This is a genomic window from Marinobacter qingdaonensis (assembly GCF_034555935.1).
In the GTDB taxonomy this organism is placed as follows: domain Bacteria; phylum Pseudomonadota; class Gammaproteobacteria; order Pseudomonadales; family Oleiphilaceae; genus Marinobacter; species Marinobacter qingdaonensis.
In genome coordinates this window covers 1127607-1142594 of sequence record NZ_JAYDCJ010000003.1, presented here as the reverse complement: position 1 = coordinate 1142594, position 14988 = coordinate 1127607, and the positions used below count along the sequence as shown (strand labels likewise).

The 14988-nt window shown below is 63.1% G+C and carries 14 protein-coding genes; 9 read left to right on the top strand and 5 right to left on the bottom strand.

The genetic code is table 11. From position 1 onward, the window contains the following. Positions 1-24: 24 nt before the first annotated feature. The 7 genes from U5822_RS08320 to U5822_RS08290 all read left to right on the top strand — a co-directional run bounded on the left by U5822_RS08320 (position 25) and on the right by U5822_RS08290 (position 8462). Entirely contained in the window at positions 25-1242 is a 1218-nt protein-coding gene (locus U5822_RS08320) for a DUF3426 domain-containing protein (protein WP_322855163.1), read from the top strand. Positions 1243-1467: 225 nt separating this feature from the next. Continuing rightward, the gene (dusB, locus tag U5822_RS08315) at positions 1468-2466 is read left to right on the top strand and encodes a tRNA dihydrouridine synthase DusB (protein ID WP_425258945.1); all 999 of its coding nucleotides are present in this window, start codon (positions 1468-1470) and stop codon (positions 2464-2466) included. Next, positions 2463-2780: a DNA-binding transcriptional regulator Fis gene (gene fis / locus U5822_RS08310; protein ID WP_322855162.1), complete on the top strand. Its 318-nt coding sequence runs from the start codon at positions 2463-2465 to the stop codon at positions 2778-2780. Before dusB ends, fis begins: the two co-directional genes overlap by 4 nt. 83 nt (positions 2781-2863) lie before the next feature. Next, positions 2864-4444 carry a bifunctional phosphoribosylaminoimidazolecarboxamide formyltransferase/IMP cyclohydrolase gene (gene purH, locus U5822_RS08305; RefSeq protein WP_322855161.1) on the top strand — a complete coding sequence of 527 codons (1581 nt, stop codon included), beginning with the start codon at positions 2864-2866 and terminating at the stop codon, positions 4442-4444. 27 nt (positions 4445-4471) lie between these two features. Beyond that, positions 4472-5758, top strand: coding sequence for a phosphoribosylamine--glycine ligase (gene purD, locus U5822_RS08300; protein ID WP_322855160.1), 1287 nt, complete (start codon positions 4472-4474; stop codon positions 5756-5758). A 105-nt stretch (positions 5759-5863) separates the two neighbouring features. Beyond that, positions 5864-6799, top strand: a complete 936-nt coding sequence (locus U5822_RS08295) for an alpha/beta fold hydrolase (RefSeq protein WP_322855159.1) — start codon at positions 5864-5866, stop codon at positions 6797-6799. Positions 6800-6908: 109 nt separating this feature from the next. Beyond that, positions 6909-8462 (top strand): cation:proton antiporter family protein, encoded by a 1554-nt coding sequence (locus U5822_RS08290; protein ID WP_322855158.1) that lies wholly within the window; start codon positions 6909-6911, stop codon positions 8460-8462. Positions 8463-8477: 15 nt separating this feature from the next. Here the strand turns inward: U5822_RS08290 and senA are convergent, their stop codons facing one another. Further along, positions 8478-9836 carry a selenoneine synthase SenA gene (gene senA, locus U5822_RS08285; protein ID WP_322855157.1) on the bottom strand — a complete coding sequence of 453 codons (1359 nt, stop codon included), beginning with the start codon at positions 9834-9836 and terminating at the stop codon, positions 8478-8480. A 318-nt stretch (positions 9837-10154) separates the two neighbouring features. On the opposite strand from senA, the gene U5822_RS08280 reads away from it, so the two are divergent. Together U5822_RS08280 and U5822_RS08275 are read left to right on the top strand one after the other, a co-directional pair. Continuing rightward, entirely contained in the window at positions 10155-11549 is a 1395-nt protein-coding gene (locus U5822_RS08280) for a sigma-54 dependent transcriptional regulator (RefSeq protein WP_322855156.1), read from the top strand. Then, positions 11546-12610, top strand: a complete 1065-nt coding sequence (locus U5822_RS08275) for a transporter family protein (protein ID WP_322855155.1) — start codon at positions 11546-11548, stop codon at positions 12608-12610. The genes U5822_RS08280 and U5822_RS08275 overlap by 4 nt, the downstream gene beginning before the upstream one ends. A 35-nt stretch (positions 12611-12645) precedes the next feature. Here U5822_RS08275 and U5822_RS08270 read toward each other — a convergent pair whose 3' ends face one another. Genes U5822_RS08270 through U5822_RS08255 form a run of 4 tightly spaced genes read right to left on the bottom strand, consistent with a single transcriptional unit; the run spans position 12646 to position 14950 of the window. Beyond that, positions 12646-13146 (bottom strand): hypothetical protein, encoded by a 501-nt coding sequence (locus U5822_RS08270; RefSeq protein WP_322855154.1) that lies wholly within the window; start codon positions 13144-13146, stop codon positions 12646-12648. Position 13147: 1 nt separating this feature from the next. Continuing rightward, positions 13148-13840 carry a C39 family peptidase gene (locus U5822_RS08265; protein ID WP_322855153.1) on the bottom strand — a complete coding sequence of 231 codons (693 nt, stop codon included), beginning with the start codon at positions 13838-13840 and terminating at the stop codon, positions 13148-13150. A 13-nt stretch (positions 13841-13853) separates the two neighbouring features. Then, complete coding sequence (locus U5822_RS08260) at positions 13854-14204, bottom strand: hypothetical protein (RefSeq protein WP_322855152.1); 351 nt, start codon at positions 14202-14204, stop codon at positions 13854-13856. A gap of 56 nt (positions 14205-14260) precedes the next feature. Then, positions 14261-14950, bottom strand: a complete 690-nt coding sequence (locus tag U5822_RS08255; protein WP_322855151.1) for a dentin sialophosphoprotein — start codon at positions 14948-14950, stop codon at positions 14261-14263. Positions 14951-14988 lie beyond the last annotated feature (38 nt).

Below are 14988 nucleotides of genomic sequence, written 5' to 3'. Positions count from 1 at the left end.
TCCCGTCGCTTTCAGGAACCATGCATGAGTCAGAGCAGCCTGCAGACAGAATGCCCAAAATGCCAGACCCGGTTCCGGGTCACCGAGGAACAACTTGGTATCGCCAAGGGCAAGGTGCGCTGCGGCAATTGCATGGCGGTGTTCAATGCCATTGAACACCAGGTGATCCCCTCTAGCCCGAGGGCCCGGTCCGTCCCGGCGGCCGATCCGACCCCGGGTGGGCATGGCGCGGACGACGATTTTGTGTTCGCCGACAATCCGGAAGAAGATGCCGCCGAGGGCCCCTACGCCGGCAGCAAGCTGACCTTCTCCGACGACGAACTGAGCGACAGCTTCCGCAGCATGGGCGGCGACAGCCAGCCGGAATTCCGGGACACCGAGGTGGAGCGCCCGGACCGGGACATTGACGAAAGCTGGGCCGAAGCCATCCTGCAGGACACCAAACGCTCGGATGCCTCGGCGCTGCCGTCCGAACCGGCATCGCCCGAGCCGGACCCCAGCTCCGTTACCGCCGAGCCTGAACCAGAACCCGAGCCGGCCCCCGAACCGGCGCCGGATCTGGAGCTGACCCCCACCTCCGCCACCGACCGGAGCACGGCCACCGAGGCGACCGACGACCAGCTGTACGAGTCGTTCAGCAGTGACACCCGGTACGACTTTGACCACCAGGGCGATCAGCCGGGCGAGCCCATGGCCGCGACCCTGCCGTTCGAGGATCTGCGCCGGGAACCGGTGTCGGTGGACGACGGCGGCTCGGGCCGGTGGCGTACCCTGGCCTGGACCCTGGTGGTCCTGACCCTGGTCGGCGTCCTGGTCGCCCAGGTAACCTGGTTCCAGTTCGATCGGCTCTCCGCCATCCCGGAACTGCGCCCGTTCTACGAGCAAGGCTGCGAACTGGCTGGCTGTGAACTCAAGCCCCTGGTCAATGTCGATGCCATCCAGAGCCGCAAGCTGGTGGTGCGCACCGACCCGGAAAACCGGAGCCAGCTGGTGGTCGATGCGGTCATCATCAACCGCGCCGATTTCGAGCAGCCCTTCCCGGCCATTGCCCTGACCTTCTCCAACCTGAACGGCGACGTGGTCGCCCAGAGCGTTTTCACCCCGGACGAGTACCTGGCCGGTGACGGCCGCGAGCTGACCGCCATGCCCAAGGGTACCCCGGTCCGCATTGCCATCGACATCCGCGACCCCGGCAAGGATGCGGTCAATTACAACCTGAACTTTCGCCCGTACACGCCCTGACCCCGTAAGCGAGTCTTCACTCGACACAGGGCGTCGACCGTCATCAAAGAGAACAAAAGTCAACCAGAAAGCACGAAAAATAATCAGTTTTTTCGCGATCCAGCCCCTTCAATCAGGCCGCACCCGACGGTATCATTAGCGCCCTTCGGAACCTCGATCGGTCACTTATTGATCAGACCGACGAATCCGACCCTTGCTCAATTCGCTGTGACACGGACTCAGATCATGCTGCCAACGGCAAAAATCGGGCCGTACACCTTGCCCAACCCGCTTATTGTGGCGCCCATGGCGGGCGTGACCGATCGCCCCTTCCGGCTGTTGTGCCGGCGACTGGGGGCGGGCCTGGCGGTGTCAGAAATGGTCATAGCGGACAGCAAGCTCTGGCACACGCGCAAATCCCGGAGTCGACTCAACCACGACGGTGAACCGGAGCCGCGCTCGGTGCAGATCGCCGGCGGCGATCCGGACATGCTGGCCGATGCCGCCCGGCAGAACGCCGAGTTCGGCGCCCAGATCATCGACATCAACATGGGCTGCCCGGCCAAGAAGGTCTGTAACAAGGCCGCCGGCTCGGCGCTGATGAAGGATGAGAAGCTGGTCGGCGAGATCCTGAACGCGGTGGTCAGCGCGGTGGACATTCCGGTGACCCTGAAGATGCGCACCGGCTGGGACCGGGACAACAAGAACGCCCCCATCATTGCCCGGATGGCGGAAGATGCCGGCATACAGGCGTTGGCGGTCCACGGTCGGACCCGAGCAGACAAATACAATGGCGACGCCGAGTACGACACCATCGCCGAGGTCAAATCCCAGGTCCGGATTCCGGTGTTCGCCAATGGCGACATCACCACCCCGGAAAAGGCCCAACAGGTACTTCGACACACCGGTGCCGACGGCCTGCTGATCGGCCGGGGCGCCCAGGGGCGGCCGTGGATTTTCCGGGAAATTCTCCATTACCTGGAGACCGGACAGCATCTGCCGGCCCCGCCGATGACCGAAGTGGAGCAGATCCTGCTCGGCCACCTGGCCGAACTGCACAGCTTCTACGGCGAGACCATGGGTGTGCGCATCGCCAGAAAACACGTGGGCTGGTACCTGCAGTCCCACGACCAGAGCAAACAGTTCCGCAAACGCTTCAATGCCATCGACGAGGCACTGGAGCAGACAGACAGCATTCAACAGTACTTTGCAGGCTTACGAAATGGAGAGGTATTCGCAGCATGACCGCTGAGACTTTGGCAAACGATAACCTGAGCACCCCGACCAACGAGGACATTCACCAGTTGCAGACGGTGAACGGGAGTGGCAACAGCGTCACCCTGCGTGACAGCGTCGAGGTCGCCCTCAAGAACTACTTCGCGCAACTGGACGGCGCGCCGGTCACCGAGGTGTACCAGCTGGTGCTGTCCGAGGTCGAAGCGCCGCTGCTGGAGCAGGTGATGAAGTACACCCGCAACAACCAGACCAAAGCCTCGACCATGCTTGGCCTGAACCGCGGCACCCTGCGTAAGAAGCTGAAGCAATACGGTCTGCTATAATCCAGACACCCTGACTTGATAAGGGCCTCCCGGAACCATTCGCGAGGCCCTTATTCGTTCATCCCCAGCAAAGAAAGTGACTCATGGCAAACCAGGCTAATTCCCCCGTCCGTCGGGCACTGATCAGCGTCAGTGACAAGACCGGCATCGTCGAATTTGGTCGCGCCCTCAGCGAGCGTGGCATTGAACTGCTGTCCACCGGAGGCACCTTCCGGCTCCTGAAGGAAAACCAGGTACCGGTAACCGAAGTGTCCGATTACACCGGCTTTCCGGAAATGATGGATGGCCGGGTTAAGACCCTGCATCCGAAGATCCACGGCGGCATCCTCGGCCGTCGCGGCACCGACGACACGGTGATGGGTGAGCACGGCATCAACCCGATCGATATGGTGGTGGTCAACCTCTACCCGTTCGAGGAAACCGTGGCCAACCCGGATTGTGACCTGGCCACGGCCATCGAGAACATCGACATTGGCGGCCCGACCATGGTCCGGGCCGCGGCCAAGAACCACAATGACGTGGCCATTGTGGTTAACGCCTCCGACTACAGCCGGGTACTGAACGAGCTCGCCGACAACGACGGCCAACTGACCTACAGCACCCGTTTTGACCTGGCCGTGAAAGCCTTCGAGCACACCGCCGGCTACGACGGTGCCATCGCCAACTACCTGGGTGGCCGTACCCCGGACAACGACAACGCCGACTTCCCCCGCACCTTCAACGCCCAGTTCGTCAAGGTGCAGGACATGCGTTACGGCGAAAACCCGCACCAGCGCGCCGCCTTCTATGCCGAGCGCAACCCGAAGGAAGCCTGCGTCGCCACCGCCAAGCAGCTGCAGGGCAAGGAACTGTCCTACAACAACGTGGCCGACACCGACGCCGCCCTGGAATGCGTGAAGCCCTTCGCCGATCCGGCCTGCGTCATCGTCAAGCACGCCAACCCCTGCGGTGTCGCCATTGGCGCGGACATCCGCCAGGCCTATGACCTGGCCTTCGCCACCGACCCGACCTCGGCGTTCGGCGGCATCATCGCCTTCAACCGGGAACTGGACGCCGAGACCGCCAAGGCCATCATCGATCGCCAGTTTGTCGAAGTCATCATCGCGCCGAGCGTGGCGGCCGACGCCGTGGAACTGGTGGCCGCCAAGAAGAACGTGCGCCTGCTGGCCTGCGGTGACTTCAACGGCGAACGCGCCCCGTCGATGGATTACAAGCGGGTCACCGGTGGCCTGCTGGTCCAGGACCGGGACCTGGGCATGGTGGCCATGGCAGACGTCAAGGTGGTCACCGAACGCCAGCCCTCTGAGGAAGAGCTGAACGACCTGCTGTTCGCCTGGGAAGTGGCCAAGTACGTCAAGTCCAACGCCATCGTCTACGCCAAGGCCGGTCGCACCATCGGCGTCGGTGCCGGCCAGATGAGCCGGGTCTACAGCGCCAAGATTGCCGGCATCAAGGCCGCCGACGAAAACCTGGAGGTGAAAGGTTCGGTGATGGCGTCGGACGCCTTCTTCCCGTTCCGGGACGGCATCGACGCCGCCGCCCAGGCCGGCATCACCGCGGTGATCCAGCCCGGTGGCTCGATGCGTGACCAGGAAGTGATCGACGCCGCCAACGAACACGGCATCGCCATGGTATTCACCGGCATGCGCCATTTCCGCCACTGATTCGGGACCCGTCTGAGGATTACTGACATGAACATTCTTGTAATCGGCAACGGCGGCCGTGAGCACGCCCTGGCCTGGAAAGCGGCACAGTCTCCGGACGCCGACCGTGTCTTCGTCGCCCCCGGTAACGCCGGCACCGCCCGGGAACCGGGTCTGGAAAACGTCGACATCGACGTCATGGACCTGGACGGCCTGGCCGACTTTGCCGCCACCCACGACGTGGGTCTGACCATCGTCGGCCCGGAAGCGCCACTGGTGGCCGGCATCGTCGACCGCTTCGAGGAGCGTGGCCTGCGGGTGTTCGGCCCCAGCGCCGGCGCGGCCCAACTGGAAGGCTCCAAGGCTTTCACCAAGGACTTCCTGGCGCGCCAGAAGATCCCGACCGCGGCCTACGCCAACTTCACCGACGTTGATCAGGCCCTGGCCTATGTCCGTGAACAGGGCGCCCCCATCGTGGTCAAGGCCGACGGCCTGGCTGCTGGCAAGGGCGTAATCGTGGCCATGACCCTGGCCGAGGCGGAGGACGCCATCCGCGACATGCTGGCCGGCAATGCCTTCGGCGACGCGGGCAGCCGCGTGGTCATCGAGGAGTTCCTCGACGGCGAGGAAGCCAGCTTCATCGTCATGGTGGACGGCGAGCATGTGCTGCCCATGGCCACGTCCCAGGACCACAAGCGCGTGGGCGATGGCGACACCGGCCCGAACACCGGTGGCATGGGCGCCTATTCCCCGGCGCCGGTGGTGACCGCGGACGTGCACCAGCGGATCATGGACGAGGTGATCTACCCGACCGTGCGCGGCATGGCCGCCGAGGGCCATCCCTACAAAGGCTTCCTGTACGCTGGCCTGATGATCGATGGCAGCGGCGCCCCGAAAGTGATCGAGTTCAACTGCCGGTTCGGCGACCCGGAAACCCAGCCCATCATGCTGCGCATGCAGTCCGATCTGGTCGAACTGTGCGGCGCCGCCATCGATGGCAAGCTGGACCAGTGCCAGTCGCAGTGGGACGACCGCGCCTCGGTGGGCATCGTACTGGCCGCCGGCGGCTACCCCGGCGCCTACAACAAGGGTGACGCCATTACCGGCCTGCCCGAGGCCGAAACCGAGGGCGAGAAGGTGTTCCACGCCGGCACTCGCCTGAATGGCGACCAGGTGGTCACCAACGGCGGCCGGGTACTCTGCGCCACTGCCCTGGGCAATACGGTCACCGAGGCCCAGCAACGGGCCTATCGGCTGGCCAGCCAAATCCAGTGGGACGGCGTGTTCTGCCGCAAGGACATTGCATTTCGGGCCATTAGCCGCGAACAAGGCTGAGCCAGTCCACGGAATCCAAGCCCGGTCATTGACCGGGCTTTTTTTTGGGCTAGGGTAGCAGCCTGATCTCGAGACCCACCCCGTTCACTGCTCAGGAATGCCGCCATGCCACGCCGTCCCCGGTTCCAACTGCTCGTTGTCGTCCTTGTCGCGGCGCTGGTCAGCGCCTGCTCCCGCCAGGGCCTGTATGAGGCCGCGATCCAGCTGGAGCGCTCCAGCTCCGGTCTGGAAGCCACCACCACCCGGGTCGGTGACCTGGACATCGCCTACCTGCGCAATGCCGAGGCGAATCCGGGCGACACCATCGTGATGGTGCACGGTTTCGGCGCCAACAAGGACAACTGGACCCGCCTTGCCGATCAACTGACCGACGACTTCAACGTTTATGCCATCGACCTGCCGGGGCACGGCGACAGCAGCAAACCGCTGGATCTGGGCTACACCCTGGACGAGCAGACCGAGCATCTGGCCGGTATCCTGACCGCGCTCGGCATCGACCGGTTCCACATGATGGGCAACTCCATGGGTGGGGCCATCACCGCGCTCTTCGCCGCCCGTTACCCCGAACGCATCAAGACGGCCGTGCTGTTCGATCCGGCCGGCATCTTCGAGCACGAGAGCGAGCTGGTCGACCTGGTCCGCGAGGGCGACAACCCCCTGATCCCCTCGAAGCCGGGCGATTTGAAGCGTCTGATGGACTTCGCCCTGGAGGAGGAGCCGTTTGTCCCCTGGCCCATTCTCGGGGTGCTCGAAGACAAGGCCATCGCCAATCAGGACATCAACCGGGTGATCTTCGCCGCCATTCGCGACAGCGGCTTTGAACCGGCGTTCCGGCAGCAGATCACCCGGATCCAGGATCCGGTGCTGGTGGTCTGGGGCAAGCAGGACCGGATCATCGATTATCGCAACGGTGCGCTGTTCGTCGAGGCCATCCCCGACGCCCGCCTGGAACTGCTGGACGGCATCGGCCACGCGCCCATGCTGGAGGCGCCGGAACGCTCGGCGCAGCTGTTCCGGATCTTTCTGGCGACCTCGGACTAACCCCGATTTCCCAGAAAAGTCAGTGAGTTTCCACGTTTATCGACTACACCGGGCGGGCAAAACGCGCTAGCCTTTCAGACAACGATGGTGTTTCAAGACAAACCGCCCCATGCCTGAAGCTCTCTGGATTTCTTTTGCCTTCGCTCTTGGCCTGCTGGTCAGGAGCCTCGGCTTGCCGCCCCTGGTGGGCTACCTGGCGGCCGGCTTCCTGCTCAGCAGCGTGTCCGCGGTCACCGGGCTGGCCATTGAGGCCACCGACGCCCTGAACCACATCGCCCACCTGGGCGTCCTGCTGCTGCTGTTCACCGTCGGTCTCAAACTGAAGCTGAAATCCATTGTCAGCCCAGAAGTCATTGGCGGCAGCCTGCTGCACTTCGGCATTACCTGCGCCATTTTCACCCCCGGACTCTACCTGCTCATGGACCTGGCCTGGCCGACCGCGCTGATGCTGGCGGTCGCCCTGTCATTTTCCTCCACGGTGCTGGCGGCCAAGGTGCTGGAAAGCAAACGCGAACTGCGGGCCTTCCACGGCCGGGTCGCCATCGGCATCCTGATCATGCAGGATCTGATCGCGCTGGTGGTGATGAGTCTCGCCGCCGGCCAGACCCCGTCCCACTGGGCACTGGTGGTGTTCGGCCTGCCCCTGCTGCGGCCCCTGCTGTTCCGGCTGCTGGATGCCAGCGGCCATGACGAACTGCTGGTGCTACTGGGCCTGCTGGCGGCCCTGGTGCTGGGCGGTTTTGGCTTCGAGTCGGTGGGCCTGAGTTCGGAGCTGGGGGCGCTGGTGTTTGGCGCCATGCTGGCCAAGCACCCGCGCTCCCAGGAGCTGTCGAAGTCGCTGTGGAGCGTCAAGGAAGTCTTCCTGGTCGGCTTCTTCCTGCAGATCGGCATTGGTGGCCTGCCCGACAACGAAGCCATGGTCTTCGCCCTGATCGCGACCCTGGTGCTGCCGCTCAAGGGCATCCTGTTCTTCTTCCTGCTGCTGCTGTTCCGGCTCCGGGCCCGCAGCGGTTTTCTCAGTGCCCTGGCGCTGACCAACTACAGCGAGTTCGGCCTGATCGTGGCCAGCGTGGCCCTGCCCGACTGGCTGGTGCCCCTGGCCATCTCCGTCGCCCTGTCGTTCCTGATTTCCGCCCCCTTGAACCGCTTCGCCCACGTGATTTACGAGCGTTATGGCTCTGGCTTGAGCCGCTATGAGGGCCAGAGGCACCACCCGGACGAACAGCCGCTCTCCCTCGGCAATACCCGGGTCCTGATCATGGGCATGGGCCGGACCGGCACCGCGGCCTACGACTGGATCCAGCCCCAGGAAGCGGAACTCATGGGCCTGGATTCCGACCCGGCAAAGGCCGCCAAGCATCAACGGGAGGGACGCAACGTGGTGTTTGCCGACGCCGAGGACGCGTCCTTCTGGAACGGCCTGCACATGCCGGAGGTGCATTCGGTAATCCTGGCCCTGGGCGATATCGAGGCCAAGCTGATCGCCGCCCGCATGCTGAGAAAGCTGGGCTTTCGCGGTTACATCGTGGCCCACACCATGTACGCGGACGAGGCCCACCAGATCCGCGAGGCCGGCGCTAACGATGCCTACCTGACCATGAACGAGACCGGGGTGGCCCTGGCCAGCCACATCATGAACCGGGCGGACGAGCAGCCAGACTGAACCGGGCCGCCAGCGTCAGCGTGCGCAGGTCCTGAAACCGGTGAAGGCGTCGTTGCGCTCGGGCAGGTAGGCCTGGCGGTAGGTGCCTCGAATCAGGCAGGACGACGTGGCGCAGCTGCCGCCCCGGGTCACCTTGTGATCCCCGAACTGCAGGGTCGACATGAACGGGTACATATCCACCTTGAAGCCGTCGTAGGGGAAGAACTGACTGCTGGTCCATTCCCAGACACCGCCGATCATCTGCCGGCAGCCGAACGGCGAATCCGCCTGCGGGAAGTCGTACACCGGGTAGCGTCCCAGGCCCTGACCATCCAGGTCCGCCAACTGCCGATCGGGCGACTGGTTACCCCAGGGGAAACGGCGAAACGCCTCACCCGGCCGGTTCCCCAGGGCCGCCACCTCCCACTCGTATTCCGTCGGCAGCCGGCGGCCGGCCCAATTGCAGTAGGCCTCGGCCTCCCAATAGCTGAGGTGGACCACCGGCGCCTCGCCATTCAGGGGCAGCCACCGGTCGAACCAGCGCTGCTGCCACTGGTTCTCATGCCAGCGCCAGTACAGGGGATGCTTGGGGGCCTTCAGGTCCCGGTGCTGGCCGCCGTGCACCAGTGACACGTCGGTTTCGGTGCGCAGCCACTTGCGACCGCCAAACGACCAGAACTCCGGTTTGTCATAACCGCCGTCCTCCACGAAGGCGCGGAATTGATCGTTGGACACCGGCTCGCGGGAAATGGCGAAGCCATCGAGCTCAACCTCGAACCGGGGCTTTTCGTTATCAAACGCAAAGTCGGCATCTGCGTAGGCCTCCGATGCCCCAGGCATGCCGATGACCCAGCGCCCGGCGGGAATCTCGGCATCACCACCGACAGGGGCACCGGGCGCCGGGCGAGCGCCATCGGCGTCGGGCGGGGCCGGATAGCCCACGGTCTGCCGGCACCAAATCAAGGATTCAATATGCATGTTCTGGTGGAAAATGCCGTATCGATTCAGATACAGGGTCCGGTCGTCCACTGGCTGGGAACGGATACGGTCGGCCACCCGATCGTAAATGGTGTCGAAATACGCCAGGGTCTCGGCCCGGGCGGGAAACAGATCCCGGTTCCAGCGATCGCGATGATCGACGTGAAAAGAGTCCCAGAGATCGTCCATGGCGGGGTCAAAGCTGGGTGTTCCATCAAGTAAATTGAACACGAACACCTCGTAGAAAAAGGCGGCGTGCCCCATTTCCCACAGCGGCGGGTTTACACCCGGGTGGTAGGGCACATCCAGCTTGTCTTCCGGCAGGGCGGTGATCAGCGCCCGGGTGCGCTCACGGGTTCGTTCCAGCTCCCGTAACAGGTCGTCCGGTGTTATTCGTGCCAGATGAAGAGGTTGCATGTCGCCCATAAGCCCTTAGCCTTCCGGTTTTTCGTTCAGCATATCAGATGCGCTCACCGGCGGCTGCGGGAGCCACTGTCGGTGATTTTTACAGTAGTACGAATCCATCTCCAGCCGGATCTTGCAAGCACCTGAAAGCGCAATCGAAACCAAATATGGCATACATCCTGAATACGGGGTTGGAAACGCCAGACCGACATCTGGCCGTTGTGACGGGTCACAGGACCGTGACCGGACCACTTGCCTTACCGGCTTACCGGACTTCCCTGCACAACTAGCAGTCCCGTTTCCCAGGCATCACTCTCACGGAGGTTTGCCATGATGGAAAAGAGACCGCTCGTCTGGTTGTCAGCGGCACACCGCTATAGCAACGTTCGCACGGCGCTGGGTTCCCGCTGGGACCTGCTGGACTACAACCCGGAAAAGCCGGTGCCCATTCTTCTGTCACCCCCGAGGGCCGCCAAGGTCGGCGTTCTGGATCTCACCCGGCCGGCGGCGGACGACCTGCCCTGGCTCGAACAATGGCTGGAGGCGCTGAGCCTGAGTTACTGGGTCGGCATCGTTCCGCACCGGCCTGTGACCGGAACCCGAACGGCCCAGTTGATCACCCGCTACTGCTCCGACTTCCACACCCTGCCGGTGAACCACGAACGCATCGATACGGTGCTGGGCCACCTGTGGGGCATGGCCAGCATTCGCGAATCCAGCGGCGGCCTGCCCCGGGACGATTACCAGAGCCTGGTACTGGAGGGCAATTCCCTCGCCATCCGCCAGGTGCGCAGCCTGCTTCGGCGGTTCTCGGTGACCGGCGAACCGGTGCTGATCACCGGCGAGAGTGGCACCGGCAAGGACGCCGCGGCCCGGTTCATTCACGAACATTCGACCCGGGCCGCCGGGCCCCTGGTGACGGTCAACTGCGCCGCCCTGCCCGACTCGCTGACCCAGAGCGAGCTGTTCGGCTACGAAAAGGGCGCCTTCACCCATGCCCTCAGCGCCCACCCGGGACGTCTGGAGCAGGCCAACGGCGGCTCGCTCATATTGGCCTCCATCGATGAGCTCAATCTCGAGCAGCAGTCGGCCATCCTCCGATTCCTGCAGGAAGGGCAAATCGAGCGACTGGGCGGCAGCGAACCCATTCGGATCGACAGCCGCATCATCACCACCACCAGTCAGCCGCTGACCGACCTGATCAGTGAAGGCCAGTTCCGCAGCGACGTCTACTACCGGCTCGGCGGCCTGGAGGTCAAACTGCCGCCGCTGAAGGAACGCCGGGAAGACATTCCCGCCCTGGCCGAAACCCTGTTGGCGGCCTCGGCCCTCGGGGGCGAGCAGAAACCCCTGAGCGAAGCGGCGATCAAGAGCCTGGTCAATCATTCCTGGCCCGGCAATTTCCGGGAGCTGCAAAACCGGCTGCGCCAGGGGCTGCTGCTGTGCGACCAGGACGCCATCGAACCGGACGATCTGGGGTTGAGCCCCGCCGGGCTGACCACCGACGCCACCACCTCCAACCTCAGCCTGGAGGAATTCCGGGCCCGGGCCGACCGGCAGGCGCTGTCCTGCAGCCTGGCTCTGGCCCACCACAACATCTCGGCCGCGGCCCGAATCCTCAAGATTTCTCGCGTGTCGTTCTATCGGCTTATGGACAAGTACAACACCGGCCCACAGTCCGGACAGGACCGGCAGGGCCAGCATCAGAAGGGAGATCTGCCATGACCAAACCAGGACTCTTTCCGTTGTTCGCCAGCGTTTGCCTGGCACCCGCTCTGGGTTGGGCGCAAGCCCCCTCCTCCGGCAGTAGCGAGACCACGGCCGCAGACGCCGAAGCGAAGAAAGAGCAGGTAACCGACATTGCCTCCATTACCACCGACCGGGGCATCGTCACCCGGCCGGGGCGGCTCACCATCGAACCCTCGATTTCCCATGCCCACAGCAACGCCACCCGGGTCGCCATTGAGGGCTACACCATCATTCCGGCGCTGCTGGTGGGCCTGATCAACATCTCGGAAATTCAGCGGGATATTTTTGTCGGAGCATTGACCTTCAAATACGGTTTTACCAGCCGGCTGGAAGCGGACATCAGGATTCCCTGGTTAAGTGTTCACGAAGACCTCCGCGAACGGGAAGCCTTTGAAGGAACGCCAGTCGATACTCTGAACGAGTCCTCGGGTCAGGGCCTCGGCGACATAGAGCTGTCCGCCCGTTATCAGCTGAACGACGGTCTGGATGGCTGGCCCTACGTGATCGGCGTATTTCGGGTAAGGGCCCCCACCGGGAAGGGCCCCTACGATGTCGATCAACGAATAGTAGAAGACGGCGAGGGCAACCCCATTGGTGTCGAACTCGAGGAACGGCCCACCGGCTCCGGTTTCTGGTCACTGGAGCCGGGCCTTTCCTTCATCTACCCCTCTGACCCAGCGGTGCTGTTTGGTAACGTGAGTTACGTCTGGACTCCCGAGGAGGATGAAGGCACCCGAAGCGGAGGTAAATACAACCCAGGGGACGTTTTCCGATTCGGCTTCGGCATGGGCTTCGCTTTCAATGAGCGCACCTCGTTCAGTCTGAGTTACGACCATTCGATCATCGGCAGAACCTTTTTCCAGGCCGACAGCGGCATTACCGACGCCAACTTCGACCGAATTCAGGTCGGCTCCCTGGCTTTCGGCCTGTCCCAACGCTTGACGGCCAACACCTCCCTGAACCTGACCGTCAACGTTGGGGTGACCGAAAACGCCCCCAGCAGTGAATTGACTCTGAAGCTGCCCATCACGCTCTAGTTGCCAATGGGGCGGCGCTGCTGCGCCGCCCCCCGCTAGTGATGATTGAGTAGTTGCAGCACTGGGTCGCGCATGCTGTCAGGCAACCGGTTGAAGCTGGCACCGAAGTTGTTCAGTTCGATGTTCAGCTTCCGACTGTTCTGGATTGCCGTCCCGTTCATACTGTTCTGGATCAGGGTCAGCCAGCCGCCATTGTCGGACTTCGACGACACCAGGGTCTGACCACCGCGTCCGCCAGCCCCACCGGTGACCACCGTTTCCACCGTGTGCGGCACATTGGCACCGTTGGTGGCCCGGTTCAGGTTCGGGATCGTCAGGCGGTTGACCGCGAGCGTCTCTCCGTCAATGGACACCACCTGTTCCAGACCGATGCGAATTTCGAAGTTATCGAGCACGAACCCACCCCGCAGTGACGCCAGTTCCTCGTCGCTCAGGGCCGGTTCCGGAAACACCGCCGCCGACAACGCCGGCGCCACCGCCAGCCCGACCATGAAGGTCAGCGCCAGGGCGGCGCTGCCATCGGGTTTGATCATCATGTTACCACTCCCTTGGTGTGGGCCAGGTCGGCAGGGTATGACCCAGAGAAGGCCCAGCCGGGCTTCGGTTCAGGGGCGCTCGCACGTACTGCGCCCAGTCGCCATCCATCTCGAAGGCCTTGCGCCCCTGCTCAACGTGGCTGCGTATGACAAAGGCCGTACCGTCCCAGTAATCCTGGAATTGCCGGTGCGAATAGACCTTCAGGCCTCGCGCCGGATCGCCCACGTACACCTCACGCTCACTGATGCCCTTGATCACGACGAAGTGCCGAAACCCCTCAAGATTCACCAGCGCGATCACCGGTAGCCGGACCTGTTCCCGAATGCCCTCCAGCGGCAACCGAAAGCCATCCGCCCGATAGCCCTGGGACTCCAGGTAGCGTTTCATGTCCAGCATGGAGAAGCCCTCGTTGCGCACCTTGTCCGGGTCCGCCAGGGCAAACATGCCGTTGAACACCTCCATCTCGGTGACCTGGTGGTCGTAGTGATAGGACAACAGCGAGGCCAGGGCTGCGGATCCACAACTGAAATCGTATTGCTGGCGCAGCACCGAGCTGAACCGTTTGGCCTGGTAACTCTCCACTTCCACCTGAATCCCGCCACCCAGCCCGGGGATGGCAACCGAACCGGCGAAGGCAGTGGACCACAGCATGGCGGCGCCGGCAGCAAGTACCCCAAGCCTCCGTGTCACCATGGTCCACCTCCGGTTAATGATTGATGTGAATGTTGACCTGAGTGCTGTCCTGAATCACGACCTGATTGCCGGTGTTCTGGATCACCGTGGCAATCCCGCTCATGTTTCCAAACGCCTGGTCGGAGATGATGTTGTCTCCGGTCATGGACGGCCCGGAAATCACGTTGCCGATGACGGCGGCGTTCTGCTCGGTGTCGTTCAACTGCAGCTGCAGGGGCACCCCCTGCCGGCCGCTGGCGCTGTCTAACTGGTCGGCGCTCAGGGGCGCCAGATCCAGAAAGTCGTCCGCCGAGACCACCGTTGCCAGTCCAAGCAGGACCAGGGCACTCCCCGTGTTCAGCATCCCTTTGACTATGTCAGCCATGACATGCCTCCCGGCAGTAACCGGGGTGCGCCCGAGAGGGCGCTACCCCATGTTCCTCAATTACCGCCTGCTGAGAGATTGGACTGCACACTCACGTTGGCCTGGTTGACCGAGCCATGACCGTTGTTCTGGGCAATTGCACCAACACCGGTGAAGTTCGCGGAATTATCCGAGATCTTGTTGTAGTGCTTGGCGTAGGTGTCGTTGTCGGCGCCAATGCCGCTGCCGTAAGTTACGGTAGTGCCAGAGACAGTGCCATCCAGATCCGCATTGTTCAGGAACACGTTGAGTGACAGATCCAGGTCAGTGCTATTGTCGGAGTTGTCATCGGTGTTGCCGCTATTGGCGATCTTGAACGCGTCAGTCACGTGGGTGCTGTTGTCCGAGTTGTCGTTGCCGCTGTCCTTGATCTTGAACGAGTCGGTCACGTGGGCACTGTTGTCCGAGTTGTCATTGCCGCTGTCCTTGATCTTGAACGAGTCGGTGACATCCACGCTGTTGTCGGAGTTGTCATTGCCACTGTCCTTGATCTTGAACGAGTCGGTGGCGGTGTTGTTGGTGCTGGCGTCGGTGTTGCCGGAATCGGCGATGTCGGTGTTGGCCACATCGTTCAGCGCGGCGGAACCGTCATTGGCGTTGGTGTTCGGATCTCCATCTCCCCCCAGGGTTGGATCAGCCAGTGTTGCACCAGAGAAACCCAGGCCCATGGCGACGGCGATTGCTAGCAAGCTCTTCTTGGTATTCATAGCGTCAATTCCTTTGATGTTGTTGGTCACACTGGATC